Source organism: Exiguobacterium sp. U13-1 (assembly GCF_001750115.1).
GTDB lineage: Bacteria > Bacillota > Bacilli > Exiguobacteriales > Exiguobacteriaceae > Exiguobacterium_A > Exiguobacterium_A acetylicum.
Genome location: NZ_CP015731.1, coordinates 1,525,801 through 1,541,343, shown reverse-complemented (window position 1 = coordinate 1,541,343; position 15,543 = coordinate 1,525,801). Strand labels below are relative to the sequence as shown.

The following is a 15,543-nucleotide window of genomic DNA, read 5'->3' as shown; positions in this document are numbered from 1 at the left end:
GTAGAAAAAGCCGACGGATGTCCGTCGGCTTTTCGTTCATTTCGTGATTAGTAGCCGCAACCGCCGCTTTTGTTTTCTGCTTCCATGCCGCTACCTGTCTTACCAGCGAGAACATCTCCGTCCGTCGCTTCGATGATTTGATCCGTAATCCCGTTCGAGATCGTCACCGTGATGTATTGGAGAAGTCCGTTGACTTCTTCTTGTGTTTCTTGGAACTGTTGGACGACAGGCATCTCATCGAGCTCAGCGAACAATTTATCGAGCTTCGCTTCGACACGTGCGAGTGCTTCTGTTTTGCCGTAATGTTGGCAGTTGACTGCCTCTTTTTGAAGGAACTTGATTTGTTTCATCATCTTTTGGACTTTTTCATTCCCATTGATGTTGGCTTCTGCCGCTTTAAATCGTTCTACTTCCGGTGTCTCTGAAATCATTTTGGCGATTTCATTGGCTTTTTCGATGATTTGTTCATCTGTATACATCCACATTCGTCCCCTCTATCGTTAGCGAACACGTCGCTTCCCTTAGCATTCTGAACGATTCCTCGTTCTGTCGCATTCATTATACCGTTCTCGCGATAGAGTGACAAGAATAGTTCCTTATTCAATCGAACGCCATAATAGATAGGCGGCGTGACTGCGGACAGGAGCAAATTCTTCCGCCAGTCGTGTCGCTTCTTCCACCGATGGTCGATACCCGAGTAACCGTTCAAAAGCCCGTAAAATCCCGATGTCCGATGCCGGAAAGAGATCCGGACGACCGTATCCGAACATCAGGACGTTTTGAACCGTCCATGGTCCGACGCCTTTCAGTGCAATCAACGTCTCAGCAATTTCTGCGTCAGTCGCTGACGTCAATCCATCATAATCAATCGGTGCCGTCGCTACGCCGAGCAAGTAATCGACTTTACGTCCTGATAGTTGCAGAGCGAGCAAGTCCTCACGACGCGCAGCAGCTAATTGGCGCGGTGTCGGCGGAAGGATGATCCCGTCTTGGACCGTTCCGAATGTTCGAAAGACACGTTCCGTCAATGTATGGGCAAACATCAGATTGATTTGTTGATGAATGATTGAACGGATCAAGGCCGTGAATGGTGAATGATCCAGCACGAGTCGTTCATCGCCGAACCGTTCGACGATCGCGTGTAACGACGTCGCTTTGAGACGCTGCGCAGGATTCGGCTCACTAAGTCGAAAGCGTCGCTTGAGTTGCGTCAGCACCGCTGCTTGTGGTCCTGAACCGTCAATCCGCAACATGTAACCATCGATGGCTTCTATCGTCGTGATGTACGCCTGATCGTTGATGAAGACTGGAACCATGAGTCGCCCTGCACGTTCGACTTGTAACGGGTCTTCCGTCAAACGAGACATAACACCCTTAAAATCAAATGCTTCCGACAACGTCAGATCATATGTCCAGCGGCTCATCCGACGAATACCTTGATTGCACCAAGAATCAGACCGATGATGAATCCACACAAGGCTCCGTTGACCCGGATCCATTGCAAGTCACTGCCGACCTTATCCTCGATCATATGAATTAGTGTCTCGGTATCGAAGCGGTTTAAGTTCTCACGGACGAGTCCACCGATTTTTTGGTGATTTTGTTCGACGAAACGAACGAGTTGCTCCTTCATCCATTGATCACTGCTATCCTTGAACGTCGGATGCTGTTCCCAGTCGTCTAAAGCGCGCGAAAGCATCGGCATCGCCCGTTCCGTCCAGAAGGCATCTGACGTCAAGTAGCGTTCGAGTTCGATCAGACCAGCATCATACGCGCGTTCAATGACCGGAACGAAGTCAAACCGGTCGACCTCGCTTGCCTTCCAGGCATCGATTTTTGCTAGACGCTCTTCATCAATCGACAACTGTGCCAAGTTACGACGCAGATGATCAAGAATCGCTAAACGATTCGGGTGATGGACGTGTCGCATATCTTGAATGACCGTCAGCAAGACACCTTGAATGACCAGACTGAGTTTTTCTTCTGAGTAGACTTTTTGGACGGTTCGCGCCGTCACACGTAAGAACGTATTCTTTTCTTGATCGATCATCGCCGTATAGGCAAGGCGGCCAATCTGATCGCGGATGACGGGGTCTTCGAGCAGACGTTGCCCATAACCGAGTAACTGATCCATCAGCCACTCGTCGAGTCGACGTTCCTCATTTAACTCCATCGCCCGTACCGCCAGCCGTTTTGACGGATACGCTTTGATCGTCTCCGTCACCCGTGTATTCGCAAACTCAAGAATCGCCTCTTTCGGTAATTTCCGGATCAGACCGACCAATAGTTCGGTAACGGTCGCTCGAAAAGCAGGCAGAACGAGAATCGAACGTAAGATTTTGATGACACGGTCTGCGAGCGTCATATGCTGGAGCTTCGCGACGATACTCTCTTTATTCAGCAAGTCCGTCTCGAGCATATGAACGATTGATTCGATGACCCGTTCCCGATTTTTCGGCAACAGGTTCGTATGGGGAATCTTTAAGCCGAGCGGATGGCGAAACAATGCCGTGATCGCGAACCAGTCGGCAATCCCACCGACGAGTCCGGCTTCAAAACCACTCTGGAGCCAAAAGACCCACGCATTTTCTTTAAATGGCAATGAGACGACGAATCCGACCGCCATGAAAATCAACGAGACGGTCGCAAGCCGCCGTGTCGATGTTTTAGGTTGTTCAAGTGATGACACATCGTTTCCTCCTTCAATTGAGTCACTTACCTACCTTACGAACGGGATGAGGATTAGGTTTCGACACGAAAGAGCCCCAGTCATCGACTGGGACTCCCTATGTACTTAAAACGTGTATTCACCAAAACGGTCGCCATCCCATGTCGCGGTTGCCGTTGAGACAAAATAGACCAGTCCGTTGCCGAATGTATTTTCCATTAATGAAACGAGTTGTTGTCCGTTCGTCTGCTCGACGAACGCCAATCGTACTTCTTCTTTTCCTTGATAAATCCGTTCGTAGACACTTAAACCGCGTGCATTGAGAAACGTACGTGCCGACTCGAATTGAATCGGACCGACTTCAGGTCGTCGTTCCTGAATGAACGACTGACATTTTTGCTCGAATGTCTCCATGGTTCTTCACTCCTTCTCTCTTTCTGTTCATGGATATCATGTTCCCGACTCTTCTTCATCATAATCCTCAAATGTGAAAAAAGCGACAGATGCGTCGCTTCTTTCATCATTTTACGACGATTTCTCATAATCTGACATCAAACTGTCGGGCAACATGAATTGCGGACGTCGTGGCACCGATCGTCCCGGCACCTGGAAAGATCGTGTCCCCAATCGCAAAGAAGTGATCGACGCCCGTTCGAAAAGGTGCTGCGAACAAGAGACTCGTACTTGGACGTTGCGGATATCCCCCGACTCCGCCATCTGGTCGAAACGTATAGCGGACCCACGCACCGGGTCCACCCGGATGGCGTTCGATCGCCTTTTGACCGAAGCCGGGAAACTGTTGTTCAAGAATAGCTTCGAAGATCGCCGACATCGTCTCGACCTGTTCGTCGTAGCGTTTCCGGTTCGTCTTATCAAACGTACCGATTGGAACATGACATGACATCGTCAGCGTCCGCTGACCGGCTGGTGCACGTAACCGGTCCTCCGAACGGGAGAGGGAGACGAAGGCGTGACCTGAAGGTAAGGACGGATCATGGACTTGACGGAACGCTTCATCAGACAAAATGATCGACTCCGGAATTGCTGCATAATACGTAAAGGTCGCCCATTGCTGTAGTTTTTCTTGTCGTCGATACGTCCGTCGTAACGTTTGTCGCATATCCGCACTTACGACTTCCCGGATACCTTCAAGCGGAACGGCGCAGATGACAGCATCGGCAAGCGTCAAACGCCCTCGCCGATCCTCGATCAAAAAACCATCCGGCGTCTTGCGAATCGACGTGACTTTTCGTCCAAGCAGACAGGTTGCCCCGTTCGCCTCAGCTGTTTCTTTCAATTGTTCGGCTAGCCGGTACAAGCCGCCCGGAACATAATAGGCACCGTCATGATAAATCGATAAGGCGACAGCCCCTAATAAAGCAGATGCTTCCTGCCCTGTCTGCATGCTGTCGAGTAAGATCCCGTCGATCACTTGTGCGAACAACGTATCCGCTAATCGATGTTTGCGTAACAGATGACCAATCGTCATCGGAAAATACGGTAAGAGGACAACACTTTTCGCGTGACGGACTAACCGCCTGACGTCTGCTGGATCTTGAAGTGGCAACGCCGGCAGTTCTGCCATCAGTGGACGAATCGCCTCATGAATCTGCTCGATTTCAGCAAAGAAAGCACGAATCGACGATGCCTGCTCCGGAAAATGTGATGTCAATTCGATTAGAAAGGCATCGCGATCCCGATAATAATGAATCGTCCGTCCTTCGATGCGAATCGTCATGACGACGTCGAGTGATTCGACCTGATGCCTGACTCCAAGATGATCAAGCACACGGGCATGAATACCGCCTGCCTCAAATCCCATCCCAAGGGTCGCTCCAACTGGATATGTCAGATCCCGGCGCGTGAACTTCCCGGCTGACCCTCCCCATTCACGGCTCCCCTCAAGGACGGTGACCGTATGCCCTTCTTGTGCGATCAATGCAGCAGCCGTTAGACCGGCAATTCCTCCGCCGACGATGACGACGTGTTTCATGATGATTCCTCCTCCGTGACCCGGTTTTCTTTAAACAGGAAATTGCGGATTTCGCGGAAGACGGGCTCCCGGCGATGAATCGTGAAATGATCATATTTATACGATTTTGTTTGGATGTTATCCGTATAGTTCTCCAGTGCAAATGAACTCTTCAGCGAAATCAGATTGAAGTCGCCCCCTTTGGCACCAAACGAATAGACGAGTACATCACGTGGCCACGTCTCGAGCCGCTTGGTCAGATTGTTCATCGCTGGAGAACCTTTCGCCAGATCGCGGATTGCGGGACTGTTCGTATTCGTGCCGAGTGGTGCAAGCGTCAAGCCAAGTTTCGCGTAATCGGAGCCGGCGATCGGTGAGTCGAGCGTCACGACTTTTCGGACGTGATACGGCATCTCTTCTTGAACCGTATAGGCGACGACATCAACACCACCCATGCTGTGCCCAACGAGCTGGATATCGGCAAAGGTCGCTTTTTGTTTCGCGTCATACGCAGCAATCGCCGCATTCAACCACTTTTGTTGATCGGCAAGGCTTGCCTCATCGTCCGCAAAAACGATTCGGACGAGCGGGTAGCCGGTCGGTGAGGGGTTGACGCTACAGGTCGCTTTCCCGGAACGTGTCACGTCACATCGTCCTCCGTCATCGGCGACTTTTTTATTCGTGAAGTTTTGAATCATCGGAACGAACGTCCGCTCCGTCCCGAACAATCCATGGACGAGGAACGTCGGCACGATTTCACTCTTTCCTTGTGTGACAATCTGACGCGTCGGCGGTGGGGCACTCGACGTATCTTCCGCAAATAGCCACCACGCCCCTCCCCCGACGATCAAACAGACGAGAAGTGAGATACTAATCGTCTTCAGCTGTTGACGACGTAGTTTACGGACACGATGAAAGACCCAGTAGAGGAATAATCCGACACCAATCAATAGTACGATACCGGTAATGATCCAGCCTGTCGGATTCGGTACATAGGCAATCAACTGTAGTTGGTTTGCTTTTGTTCCGTATAATTTCCATGACACATCATGGTAATTCGACCAGTCGATTTTTTCACCATTTTGGAGACCAATCACTTTTGGACCGTGGAGCTTGATCTCGATATCGGCTTGACGAATATACCGATCGGCTAACTTCTTGACCTGTCCTGTCGGTTGATACCCTTTGATGTTCAACCGATCGATACTGAGATCAATGTTCGTGTCGAGTCGGTACGTATCGAACCAAAATCCGTCCGATTTCTTCATGTCAAACTTTGTATCGGGCGGAATCAGAATCCCACCGATGCCGGTCTTCCATTCGTCCTTGATCGACGTCATATCCTTGAAGTTCGCGAATGTCTTTTGCATCCGGATGCCTTCGTAGTCATCCTTCGTCTTAAACGTCTTCGCCGCATAGCCGTTCTTTTCTGCCTGTTTAACATACCCCTTCCAATTCGGATTCAAATTGAGTAGACGAGCCACCGGATGTTCCTTCGCGGCATATGTCGTCTTTAAGGTGACACTTTGATCAGTATGGATCGTTGCATCGTACTGGATGCGAATACACCCCCCAAGGAGCAGTGTCAGCATCAAAAATGAGAGCAATATCCCTTTCTTTTTCGTACTCATCAGGTCACATCCTTTCATCATCAGTTATTCCCTATCTTGCAAAAGTAAAAACGGTTAACTTCTCATTCTTCCGCCCGTGACGCACATCAGGCAGCGGGTCGACGACCCACTGCCTGAGAGTATGCGGACGCGTTCGTCCGTGATCAGCATTAACCGATCAAGTTTAATTCACGACCGACTTTTTCGAACGCTGCAAGCGCCGTCGTCAAGTCTTCGCGTGTATGTTCAGCCGTCACGATCGTCCGAACACGTGCTTTTCCTTTTGCGACCGTCGGGAAGGCGATGCCTTGAGCGAAGACACCTTCTTGACGCAAGCGGTCCGACAACTCGTGGCACCGTGCTTCATCTCCGACGATGACCGGTGTGATTGGCGTCGTCGACGTGCCGATATCAAATCCGAGATCACGGAGTCCTTGTTTAAAGAATTCCGTGTTTTCCCACAGACGATCAAAGAGTTCCGTTTCTTCTTCCATGACGCGGAGCGCTTCCCGGTTCGCTTCGACGACTGCTGGTGGATGTGATGTCGAGAACAAGAACGGACGTCCTTTATGAATCAGGTAATCTTTGACGTGCTGTTCACATGCGACGTATCCGCCAAGGACGCCGATGGCTTTTGAGAGCGTACCGACTTGCAGAGCAACACGTCCGTCAAGACCGAAGTGATTGACTGTACCGCGTCCCGCTTTCCCAAGCACACCTGATGCATGGGCATCATCGACCATGACGAGCGCGTCATAGCGTTCTGCTAATTCAACGATCTCAGGGAGTGGCGCGATGTTTCCGTCCATCGAGAAGACACCGTCCGTGACGACGAGGCGTGTCCGCGCGTCTTGTGTTTCTTGTAAGGCCGCCTCAAGATCCGCCAAGTCGACGTGTTTATAGATCCGGCGTTTCGCTTTCGTCAGACGAATTCCATCGATGATCGAAGCGTGGTTCAACTCATCCGAGATGACGACGTCTTCCGGACCGAGCAGTGCCGATAAGACACCAAGATTCGTGGCGAATCCAGACTGGAAGACGAGTGCCGCTTCCGTATGCTTGAATGTCGCGAGTTCCCGTTCGAATGCTTGGTGCATCTCGAGTGTTCCGGCAATCGTCCGAACGGATCCCGTTCCGGCACCGAACGTGCGCGCTGCTTTCGCTGCTTGTTCAGCGAGACGTGGATGCGCCGCGAGTCCGAGGTAGTTGTTCGACGACAGTTGAATCAATTCCTTACCGTCGATCGTCACGCGGTTATGTTGTGCGCTTTCGAGTGCTACGAGGTTGCGGAACGTGCCCGCCTGTTTCATCTCTTCTAGTTCTGTCCGTAAGTGTTCAAATCCCATTAATTCGTCCCCCTTGGTTGTAATACGACTTTTCCGCATTTCCCTTGACGCATCAATTCAAATCCTTCTTCGAACCGCTCAAGCGGCAATGTGTGTGTGATCAACGGGCGGACATCAACTTTTCCGCTCGACAAGAAAGCAGAAACTTGACTCCATGTCTCATACATCTTCCGACCGGTGATGCCTTGAACCCGGACGCCTTTGAAGACGACGTGGTTCGTCAAATCGATTTCGACCGGTTTGACCGGCAGACTAAGAATGTTGACGTCTCCACCTGCTGTCACCATCTCGAACGCTTGACGAATCGCAACAGGATGACCACTCATCTCACAGACGACATCAATCCCGTCGCCGTCCGTCATACGTTCAATTCGCTCTAAGACATCGTCATGACGTGAATCGATGACGACATCCGCCCCCATCGTCCGCGCGAGTTCGAGACGATACGGATTGACGTCGATCGCAACGACTTCCGCCGCACCGGCTGCTTTAGCGACCGAGACCGCCATCAGACCAATTGGACCACAACCGACGATTGCGACCGTTTTCGCACTGACATCACTCGCAAGAACGGTATGGACGGCATTTCCCATTGGCTCTTGGATCGAGGCAATCCCTGCTGGCATGTCTTCCGGGTTGACCCAGAGGTTTTCTTCCGGCATGACGACGTATTCCGCAAAACAACCTTGTGTATCGACACCGATGATCTTCGTGTTCTTACAGATATGGTATTGCCCACGTAGACACTGTTTACATTGATGACAGACGATATGCGTCTCAGCCGAGACACGGTCACCGAGTTTCAAGCGTTTCGTGCCTTCTCCGAGCTCGACGACTTCGCCCGAGAACTCATGACCGAAGACATACGGCGGATTGACACGTGAAGCTGCCCACGCGTCCCACTCATAGATATGCACGTCCGTCCCACAGATTGATGTTGCCTCGACTCGAATCAAGACTTCTCCACGACTCGGTACGGGTACCGGTACTTCTTTCAGTGTCGCACCAACTCCGCGCTCTTCTTTGACAAGCGCGCGCATCGTTTTTGTCGTTGCTGTCTCTTCTACCGTCGTTACTAATTTCGTCATCTTTCCCCGACTCCTTCGCGGAAGTTCGCGTTTATTTATATGTTGCGAGCTTCCAAATGTTTAGCATCCCCAAAAAACCAAACACATCTTTCCTCTATCTTACATGAATTCTGCCGCTAGTTTACCGAATGTTTCTTCGTTCAACTCAAGATCCGCATACGCAAGGCCTGACTCTTGATACCCATCGATTTGTGACTGGTAATCAGGACGTGTCTCATCCTGATAGATCAATCCCATGACGAGACCATCGTGTGCATGAACGGTCTGTTTCGCAAGATCCAAGTTTGACGGGTCGTATCCTTCGATATCGGACAACTTCGTCAAGTTCTGTTTGAACCAATCATACGTATTGACCTTGTTGAACGTGACGCACGGACTGAAGACGTTGATGAAGGCAAACCCTTTATGTGCCGTCGCCTGTTCAATCAATTGCGTCAAGCCCTTCAAATCATTCGAGAAGCTTTGGGCAACAAACGTCGCGCCAGCCGTCAAGGCGAGTTCAACGGGTGAAACACTCTTTTCGATCGACCCTTTTGGAGTCGATTTCGTCTTGAATCCAGGTGCAGAAGTAGGTGACGTCTGCCCTTTCGTCAAGCCGTAAATCTGATTGTCCATGACGATATACGTCATGTCGACATTTCGCTTGAACGCATGAATCGTATGTCCCATGCCGATTGCAAATCCATCACCGTCGCCACCAGATGCGATGACCGTCAATTCGCGGTTTGCCATCTTCACACCTTGAGCGATCGGCAAGGACCGTCCATGAACACCGTGGAAGCCATACGTATTGATATAACCGGAAATTCGACCAGAACAGCCAATCCCGGAAATCAATGCCAACTCTTCTGGTTCGAGCCCGACGTTTGCGACAGCACGCTGAATCGCTGCTTGAATCGAGAAGTCTCCGCACCCTGGACACCAGTTTGGTTTGACATCATTTCTAAAATCTTTAAAGGTTGCCATGATATACCCCTCCTACGACCTGCTCGACGACCTCTGCCGGGTAGAACGGATCGCCATTGAATTTCAGGATATGCTCGATCTTCGATGCATGTCCACAGTTCATCTGGATCAGTTTCGCCAGTTGTCCCGTTGCGTTGTACTCGACGACGATGACTCGTTTTGCCCGCTCTAAGTGCGGCGTGACGAGTTCACTTGGGAACGGATGGACTTGACGGATATGCAAGTGATCGACTTTTAATCCTTGTGCTTCGAGTCGTGGCATGATCTCTTCGATCGTTCCACGCGTCGAGTTGAAACCGACGAATAAGATATCCGGTTCTGCATGATGCTCTGTTACGAGAACGGCATCCTGTAAGCGGAATGTGTTCAACTTACGGAGTCGCTTCGTCATCTGATCGACCCGGTTCTTCGTCGCTTCCGACGGACGCCCTTCCTCATTGTGCTCAACACCCGTTACGTGATGAATCCCGTGCTTGACGCCTGGAATGACACGTGGGCTGATCCCATCTTCCGTCACTTCGTAGCGTTTGAAGTACGCTTTTCCTTCAAGTTCCGGTAAGTCTTCTTGGATTAACTTCCCGCGTCGGATCTCAACGCGTGACATATCCGGTGGTTCGACCGATTGTTTTCCAAGAGACAGCATCAAATCCGTCAATAGAATGACCGGACACTGGTATTCCTCTGCGATGTTGAATGCCTCTGCTGCATCGTAGAACGCTTCCTCGACCGTTGACGGTGCCAAAACGACCTTTGGAATCTCACCATGCGTGCTGTAGATCATCGCCATCAAGTCCGACTGTTCCTGTTTCGTCGGTAGACCCGTTGACGGACCACCTCGTTGTGTATCGACGATCACGAGCGGTGTTTCCGTCATCCCGGATAACCCGATCGCTTCCGCCATCAATGACAATCCTGGACCAGCAGACGCCGTCAAAGCACGGACACCTGCGTAGTTCGCCCCGATTGCCATCGTGACTGCTGCCAGCTCGTCTTCCGTCTGGACGACCGTTCCGCCGAACTGCGGTAATTTCTTGATTAAGTATTCCATGATTTCAGATGATGGTGTGATCGGGTAAGCCGCCATCAGACGTGCTCCACCAGCAATCGCACCAAGGGCGATCGCATCGTTTCCGATCATGAACATCCGTTGTTTTCCGTCTGCTGGATCTAAGACGAATCGCTCACCATCTCCTGCGAGTGCTTCAAATGCTGCTGCACCTTCACGGATTGCTGCTAAGTTTTTCTCGACCATGTCTGGTCCTTTTCGTCCGAAGATCTGCTCGACGACGGCTTGGAAACGCTCCGGTGCAATCCCGAGAATCGCACTCGATGCACCGATCGCGACCATGTTCTTCATCAAGGCCGTACCGAGATCTGCTGCAATCTCCGTAAATGGAATCGCATACAAGGAAGCGCGTGCTTCGTCTGGATTCGTCGGATTGAATTTCGCATCCGCGATGATGATGGCACCTTGACGCAATTCATGGAAGTTAACATCGATCGTCTCTTGATCGAACGCGACCAAAATATCGAGATCATCGGAAATCGTCCGGACTTCCTGTGTCGCGACACGAATCTTATTGTTCGTGTGCCCTCCCTTGATACGTGACGAAAAGTGACGGTAGCCGTACAGGTAATAGCCGAGTCGATTCAAGGCAATTGCAAAGATTTCGCCTGTTGATTCGATCCCTTCTCCCTGCTGACCGCCAACTTTCCATGATAACTGATTATACATCGACGTTCGCTCCTTCTCTGTCCCCTGAAATGATAGTTCTCTCTATCCTCCCTCATGATACCGATTTACCGGAAGTAGTACAATGCTCCCTCGGTGGAAAGGTGAGAAAATTTCGCAGGCGCAGCAAAAAGACCATCTACTCCAGTCGAGTAAATGGTCTACTTGCAAATAGGACCTATGTCCAATTCGTCATCGTGGTTCAATGATGAGTTTGATGGCGGTTCTCTCTTCTCCATCAATCAAAATGTCTGTGAAGGCTGGGATACAAATCAAGTCGATGCCAGAAGGAGCCACGAATCCACGTGCGATGGCGACGGCTTTGACAGACTGATTGAGCGCTCCCGCACCAATGGCCTGAATCTCGACGGAACCTCTCTCTCGAATGACACCCGCGAGTGCACCTGCTACCGCGTTTGGATTCGACTTAGCTGATACTTTCAGGACGTCCATGCGTGTACCTCCCCATCCAGAAATGGCAATCAGTCGAAGAATACTGACTGATCCGTCAGATGAATCCGTTCAATCTTCGTTGCTTTTTTTGTTGTGTCATCGATATGAATCAAGACTCCATTAAGTTGTTCCCGTCCTTCGGCAACTTCAAACCGTGTTGGGAGCTGTGTCTTGAATTTTCGTAGGACATCTTCCTGACGCATCCCAAGCACACCGTTCAGCGGACCTGTCATCCCGACATCCGTGATGTAAGCCGTTCCTCCGTCAAGGACACGCTCATCTGCTGTCTGGACGTGCGTATGTGTGCCGACGACAGCTTGAACTCGACCGTCGAGGTGATAGCCCATCGCGATTTTCTCACTCGTTGCTTCCGCATGAACATCAACGAAGATCGCATCGACTTTTCCTTCGACTTCCGCAATTAATGCATCAACTGTTCGGAACGGGTCACCGAGTGGTGGTAAGAAGACCGTTCCTTGGACGTTGATGACGGCAATCTTTTTATTACCTGCCTTGACGATCATCATCCCACGACCTGGTGTGCCTTCCGGATAGTTCGCCGGACGGACGATCCGATCTGCATCGTCGATCCAGTCAAAGATGTCGCGGTTATCAAACGTGTGATTCCCCATCGTGATTCCGTGGAATCCGAGTTCTAGGAATTGATGATAGATTGACTTCGTGATGCCGCGTCCGTGTGCTGCGTTTTCGCCGTTGACGAGCATGACGTTCGGGTTGTACTTCGCTTTCAAGCGTGCTGTGAATTGTTGTAGGATATGTCGACCAGGTGCACCGACGACATCTCCGATGAATAAAATCTTCATTGCTGTTCCTCCGTTCATTAAAAAAAGTGGCGGTCGCCCGCCACTCCACTTATTTCGCGTATTCGACTGCTCGTGTTTCCCGAATGACCGTGACTTTGATGTGTCCCGGATAATCGAGTTCTTCTTCGATTTTTTTCCGGATGTCACTCGCCATCTTGTGAGCCAGTACATCATCGACGACGTCAGGTCGAACGATGATACGAACTTCACGACCCGCTTGGATCGCAAATGATTTTTCGACACCGTCGAACGATTCCGAGATTTCCTCGAGGCGTTCGAGACGGCGAATATAACTTTCGAGTGTCTCTTGACGTGCACCCGGACGAGCAGCAGATAATGCATCTGCGGCTGCGACCAAGACGGAAATGACAGATGTCGCTTCCGTATCCCCGTGGTGGGATGCGATCGCGTTGATGACGGTTGGATGCTCTTTGTACTTCGTACCGAGCTCGACACCGATCTCAACGTGACTGCCTTCGACTTCGTGGTCGATCGCTTTCCCGATATCATGCAGAAGACCCGCACGCTTCGCAAGCGTGACATCTTCCCCAAGTTCAGCTGCCATCATACCTGCAAGATGGGCAACCTCAAGCGAGTGATACAGGACGTTTTGTCCGTAACTCGTACGGTACTTCAAGCGACCGAGAATTTTGACAAGGTCCGGATGAATGCCGTGGATTCCGACATCATACGTCGCTTCTTCCCCGATTTCTCGAATTCGCTCGTCGACTTCACGACGGGATTTGTCGACCATCTCTTCAATACGGGCCGGGTGAATCCGACCATCCTGAACCAATTTCTCGAGCGCCATTTTAGCGACTTCGCGACGAATTGGGTCAAAACCAGACAAAATGACGGCTTCCGGCGTATCATCGATGATCAAGTCGATTCCAGTCAAGGTCTCGAGCGTACGGATGTTGCGGCCTTCCCGTCCGATGATCCGACCTTTCATCTCATCGTTCGGCAAGTTGACGACCGATACAGTCGTCTCTGCGATATGTTCAGCGGCGAACCGTTGAATCGCAAGTGACAAGATGTTACGTGCTTTCTTGTCGGCTTCTTCTTTTGCTTTTTGTTCGATTTCTTTTTGAAGAATGGCTGCGTCATGTAAAGCAGCCTGTTTCGTCTCATCCATGATGATCGTTCTTGCCTCGTCTTGCGATAAATTCGCGACGCGGACAAGCTCTTGACGTCCCTGTTCATACAGGTCCTCTACTTTGCGCTCTAGTTCTTCAGCTTGATGCTTCCGTTTCGCGATCTCTGCATCACGTGTATTGATTTGATCTTCCTTACGGTCGATGGCATCAACACGGCGATCGAGTGTCTCTTCTTTCTGGAGCAACCGGGCTTCTTGTTTCGCTAGCTCTTGGCGACGTTCACGCAATTCTTTTTCCACTTCGTTACGAAGTTTGAATGCTTCATCTTTCGCTTCGAGTACTGCTTCTTTTTTCGTTGCCTCAGCCGATTCGCGCGCACGTTCGACGATTTTATTCGCTTCCGTTTCTGCGCCTTGAATCTTCGCTTCTGCAATCGATTTCCGCAAGAAGTAGCCTACGATGAATGCGATCAGCAAAGTGAGGAGAAGTATGACAATCCAAGTCAGTGTACTCATGGGTTCACCTCCCCTTTGCAAGGTGTTTCTTAGTTCATTTCGGTATTTCATCGAAGCTGTCTAAAAAACGTACATCTATATTGTAAGGATAGCACTCGTTCATTGTCAACGAACGGACGGGAAAGAATTCCACTGTTTTCCTCTTTTACACTAAAAAAGAGAGGATTCGCATGCGAATCCTCTCTGAAACGGTTTATTCAGCAAATAGATCTTCTGGTTGTTCTGCTTCGAAATCAACCGGCTCTTCGCGATCGACGAGACCGTGGTGTTCACGAATCAAACGTTCGACCTCTGCTGCGACTTCCGGATGCTCGACCATATATTGTTTCGCGTTCTCACGCCCTTGACCGAGACGTTCAGAGTTGTACGAGTACCATGCACCACTCTTTTGAACGATATCAAGATCCGTTCCGATATCGATCAACTCGCCGACCTTCGAAATTCCGAGACCATACATGATGTCGACTTCCGCTTGTTTGAACGGAGGTGCGATCTTGTTTTTGACGACCTTGATCTTTGTTTTGTTACCGACGACGTCCGTACCGTTTTTCAACGCTTCCGCACGACGCACTTCTAAACGAACAGACGAGTAGAATTTAAGTGCACGACCACCTGGAGTTGTTTCCGGGTTACCGAACATGACACCGATTTTTTCACGGATTTGGTTGATGAAGATGACGATCGTCTTCGATTTATTCGTTGCACCAGACAATTTACGAAGCGCTTGGCTCATCAAACGTGCTTGAAGACCAACGTGTGAGTCACCCATCTCGCCTTCGATCTCTGCTTTTGGTACGAGTGCCGCAACAGAGTCGACGACAAGAATATCGACCGCACCAGAACGAACGAGTGCTTCCGCGATTTCAAGTGCTTGTTCCCCAGTGTCCGGTTGTGACAAGAGGAGCTCATCGATGTTGACACCGAGTTTATTTGCATATGCTGGATCAAGCGCATGCTCCGCATCGATGAATGCGGCTTGTCCACCTTGTTTTTGAACTTCTGCGATTGCATGAAGCGCTACCGTCGTTTTACCTGACGATTCAGGTCCGTATACTTCGATGACCCGTCCACGTGGGTATCCACCTGCACCTAGGGCAATATCTAATGTAATCGATCCAGAAGAGATTACTGATACCTTCTGATCCGCATTTTCTCCGAGTTTCATGATAGAACCTTTACCGAACTGTTTCTCTATCTGGCGTAACGCCATCTCAAGTGCTGCTTTACGATCACTCACGTAGCAGGCCTCCTTTTAATTATCTTACTGAGATT

The 15,543-nt window shown here is 50.4% G+C and carries 14 protein-coding genes; all 14 read right to left on the bottom strand.

Features of this window, described 5'->3' with window-relative positions; genetic code table 11:
* Positions 1 to 47: 47 nt before the first annotated feature.
* The 14 genes from ESP131_RS07825 to recA all read right to left on the bottom strand — a co-directional run bounded on the left by ESP131_RS07825 (position 48) and on the right by recA (position 15,508).
* Entirely contained in the window at positions 48 to 485 is a 438-nt protein-coding gene (locus tag ESP131_RS07825) for a YlbF/YmcA family competence regulator (protein ID WP_023467714.1), read from the bottom strand.
* Between the two features lie 111 nt (positions 486 to 596).
* Positions 597 to 1,424, bottom strand: a complete 828-nt coding sequence (locus ESP131_RS07820; RefSeq protein WP_052169382.1) for a DNA-3-methyladenine glycosylase family protein — start codon at positions 1,422 to 1,424, stop codon at positions 597 to 599.
* A complete protein-coding gene (locus tag ESP131_RS07815; protein WP_035398181.1) occupies positions 1,421 to 2,689 on the bottom strand; it encodes a DUF445 domain-containing protein in 1,269 nt (422 codons plus the stop codon). Before ESP131_RS07815 ends, ESP131_RS07820 begins: the two co-directional genes overlap by 4 nt.
* Positions 2,690 to 2,794: 105 nt before the next feature.
* Entirely contained in the window at positions 2,795 to 3,082 is a 288-nt protein-coding gene (locus ESP131_RS07810; RefSeq protein WP_029341204.1) for a hypothetical protein, read from the bottom strand.
* Positions 3,083 to 3,206: 124 nt separating this feature from the next.
* The gene (locus ESP131_RS07805) at positions 3,207 to 4,661 is read right to left on the bottom strand and encodes a phytoene desaturase family protein (protein WP_052169381.1); all 1,455 of its coding nucleotides are present in this window, start codon (positions 4,659 to 4,661) and stop codon (positions 3,207 to 3,209) included.
* Positions 4,658 to 6,274 (bottom strand): alpha/beta hydrolase, encoded by a 1,617-nt coding sequence (locus ESP131_RS07800; RefSeq protein WP_047391290.1) that lies wholly within the window; start codon positions 6,272 to 6,274, stop codon positions 4,658 to 4,660. Before ESP131_RS07800 ends, ESP131_RS07805 begins: the two co-directional genes overlap by 4 nt.
* Positions 6,275 to 6,420: 146 nt before the next feature.
* Positions 6,421 to 7,596, bottom strand: a complete 1,176-nt coding sequence (locus ESP131_RS07795) for a glycine C-acetyltransferase (RefSeq protein ID WP_047391079.1) — start codon at positions 7,594 to 7,596, stop codon at positions 6,421 to 6,423.
* Entirely contained in the window at positions 7,596 to 8,684 is a 1,089-nt protein-coding gene (tdh, locus tag ESP131_RS07790; protein WP_069940393.1) for an L-threonine 3-dehydrogenase, read from the bottom strand. Before tdh ends, ESP131_RS07795 begins: the two co-directional genes overlap by 1 nt.
* A gap of 99 nt (positions 8,685 to 8,783) precedes the next feature.
* Positions 8,784 to 9,650: a 2-oxoacid:ferredoxin oxidoreductase subunit beta gene (locus ESP131_RS07785; RefSeq protein WP_023467707.1), complete on the bottom strand. Its 867-nt coding sequence runs from the start codon at positions 9,648 to 9,650 to the stop codon at positions 8,784 to 8,786.
* Positions 9,637 to 11,385, bottom strand: a complete 1,749-nt coding sequence (locus tag ESP131_RS07780; protein ID WP_029341201.1) for a 2-oxoacid:acceptor oxidoreductase subunit alpha — start codon at positions 11,383 to 11,385, stop codon at positions 9,637 to 9,639. Before ESP131_RS07780 ends, ESP131_RS07785 begins: the two co-directional genes overlap by 14 nt.
* Positions 11,386 to 11,574: 189 nt before the next feature.
* On the bottom strand, positions 11,575 to 11,835 hold the full coding sequence (locus ESP131_RS07775; RefSeq protein WP_023467705.1) for a stage V sporulation protein S: 261 nt from the start codon (positions 11,833 to 11,835) through the stop codon (positions 11,575 to 11,577).
* 29 nt (positions 11,836 to 11,864) lie between these two features.
* Positions 11,865 to 12,659, bottom strand: a complete 795-nt coding sequence (locus ESP131_RS07770; protein WP_023467704.1) for a TIGR00282 family metallophosphoesterase — start codon at positions 12,657 to 12,659, stop codon at positions 11,865 to 11,867.
* Positions 12,660 to 12,708: 49 nt separating this feature from the next.
* Positions 12,709 to 14,271, bottom strand: a complete 1,563-nt coding sequence (gene rny / locus ESP131_RS07765; protein ID WP_023467703.1) for a ribonuclease Y — start codon at positions 14,269 to 14,271, stop codon at positions 12,709 to 12,711.
* A gap of 193 nt (positions 14,272 to 14,464) precedes the next feature.
* Positions 14,465 to 15,508, bottom strand: a complete 1,044-nt coding sequence (recA, locus tag ESP131_RS07760; RefSeq protein ID WP_023467702.1) for a recombinase RecA — start codon at positions 15,506 to 15,508, stop codon at positions 14,465 to 14,467.
* Positions 15,509 to 15,543 lie beyond the last annotated feature (35 nt).

Bases quoted from the DNA above. Each gene is read 5' to 3' on its own strand.
- ESP131_RS07825 (WP_023467714.1), bottom strand. From the start codon at position 485: ATGTGGATGTATACAGATGAACAAATCATCGAAAAAGCCAATGAAATC.
- ESP131_RS07820 (WP_052169382.1), bottom strand. From the start codon at position 1,424: ATGAGCCGCTGGACATATGATCTGACGTTGTCGGAAGCATTTGATTTT.
- ESP131_RS07810 (WP_029341204.1), bottom strand. From the start codon at position 3,082: ATGGAGACATTCGAGCAAAAATGTCAGTCGTTCATTCAGGAACGACGA.
- ESP131_RS07805 (WP_052169381.1), bottom strand. From the start codon at position 4,661: ATGAAACACGTCGTCATCGTCGGCGGAGGAATTGCCGGTCTAACGGCT.
- ESP131_RS07795 (WP_047391079.1), bottom strand. From the start codon at position 7,596: ATGGGATTTGAACACTTACGGACAGAACTAGAAGAGATGAAACAGGCG.
- tdh (WP_069940393.1), bottom strand. From the start codon at position 8,684: ATGACGAAATTAGTAACGACGGTAGAAGAGACAGCAACGACAAAAACG.
- ESP131_RS07785 (WP_023467707.1), bottom strand. From the start codon at position 9,650: ATGGCAACCTTTAAAGATTTTAGAAATGATGTCAAACCAAACTGGTGT.
- ESP131_RS07780 (WP_029341201.1), bottom strand. From the start codon at position 11,385: ATGTATAATCAGTTATCATGGAAAGTTGGCGGTCAGCAGGGAGAAGGG.
- ESP131_RS07775 (WP_023467705.1), bottom strand. From the start codon at position 11,835: ATGGACGTCCTGAAAGTATCAGCTAAGTCGAATCCAAACGCGGTAGCA.
- ESP131_RS07770 (WP_023467704.1), bottom strand. From the start codon at position 12,659: ATGAAGATTTTATTCATCGGAGATGTCGTCGGTGCACCTGGTCGACAT.
- rny (WP_023467703.1), bottom strand. From the start codon at position 14,271: ATGAGTACACTGACTTGGATTGTCATACTTCTCCTCACTTTGCTGATC.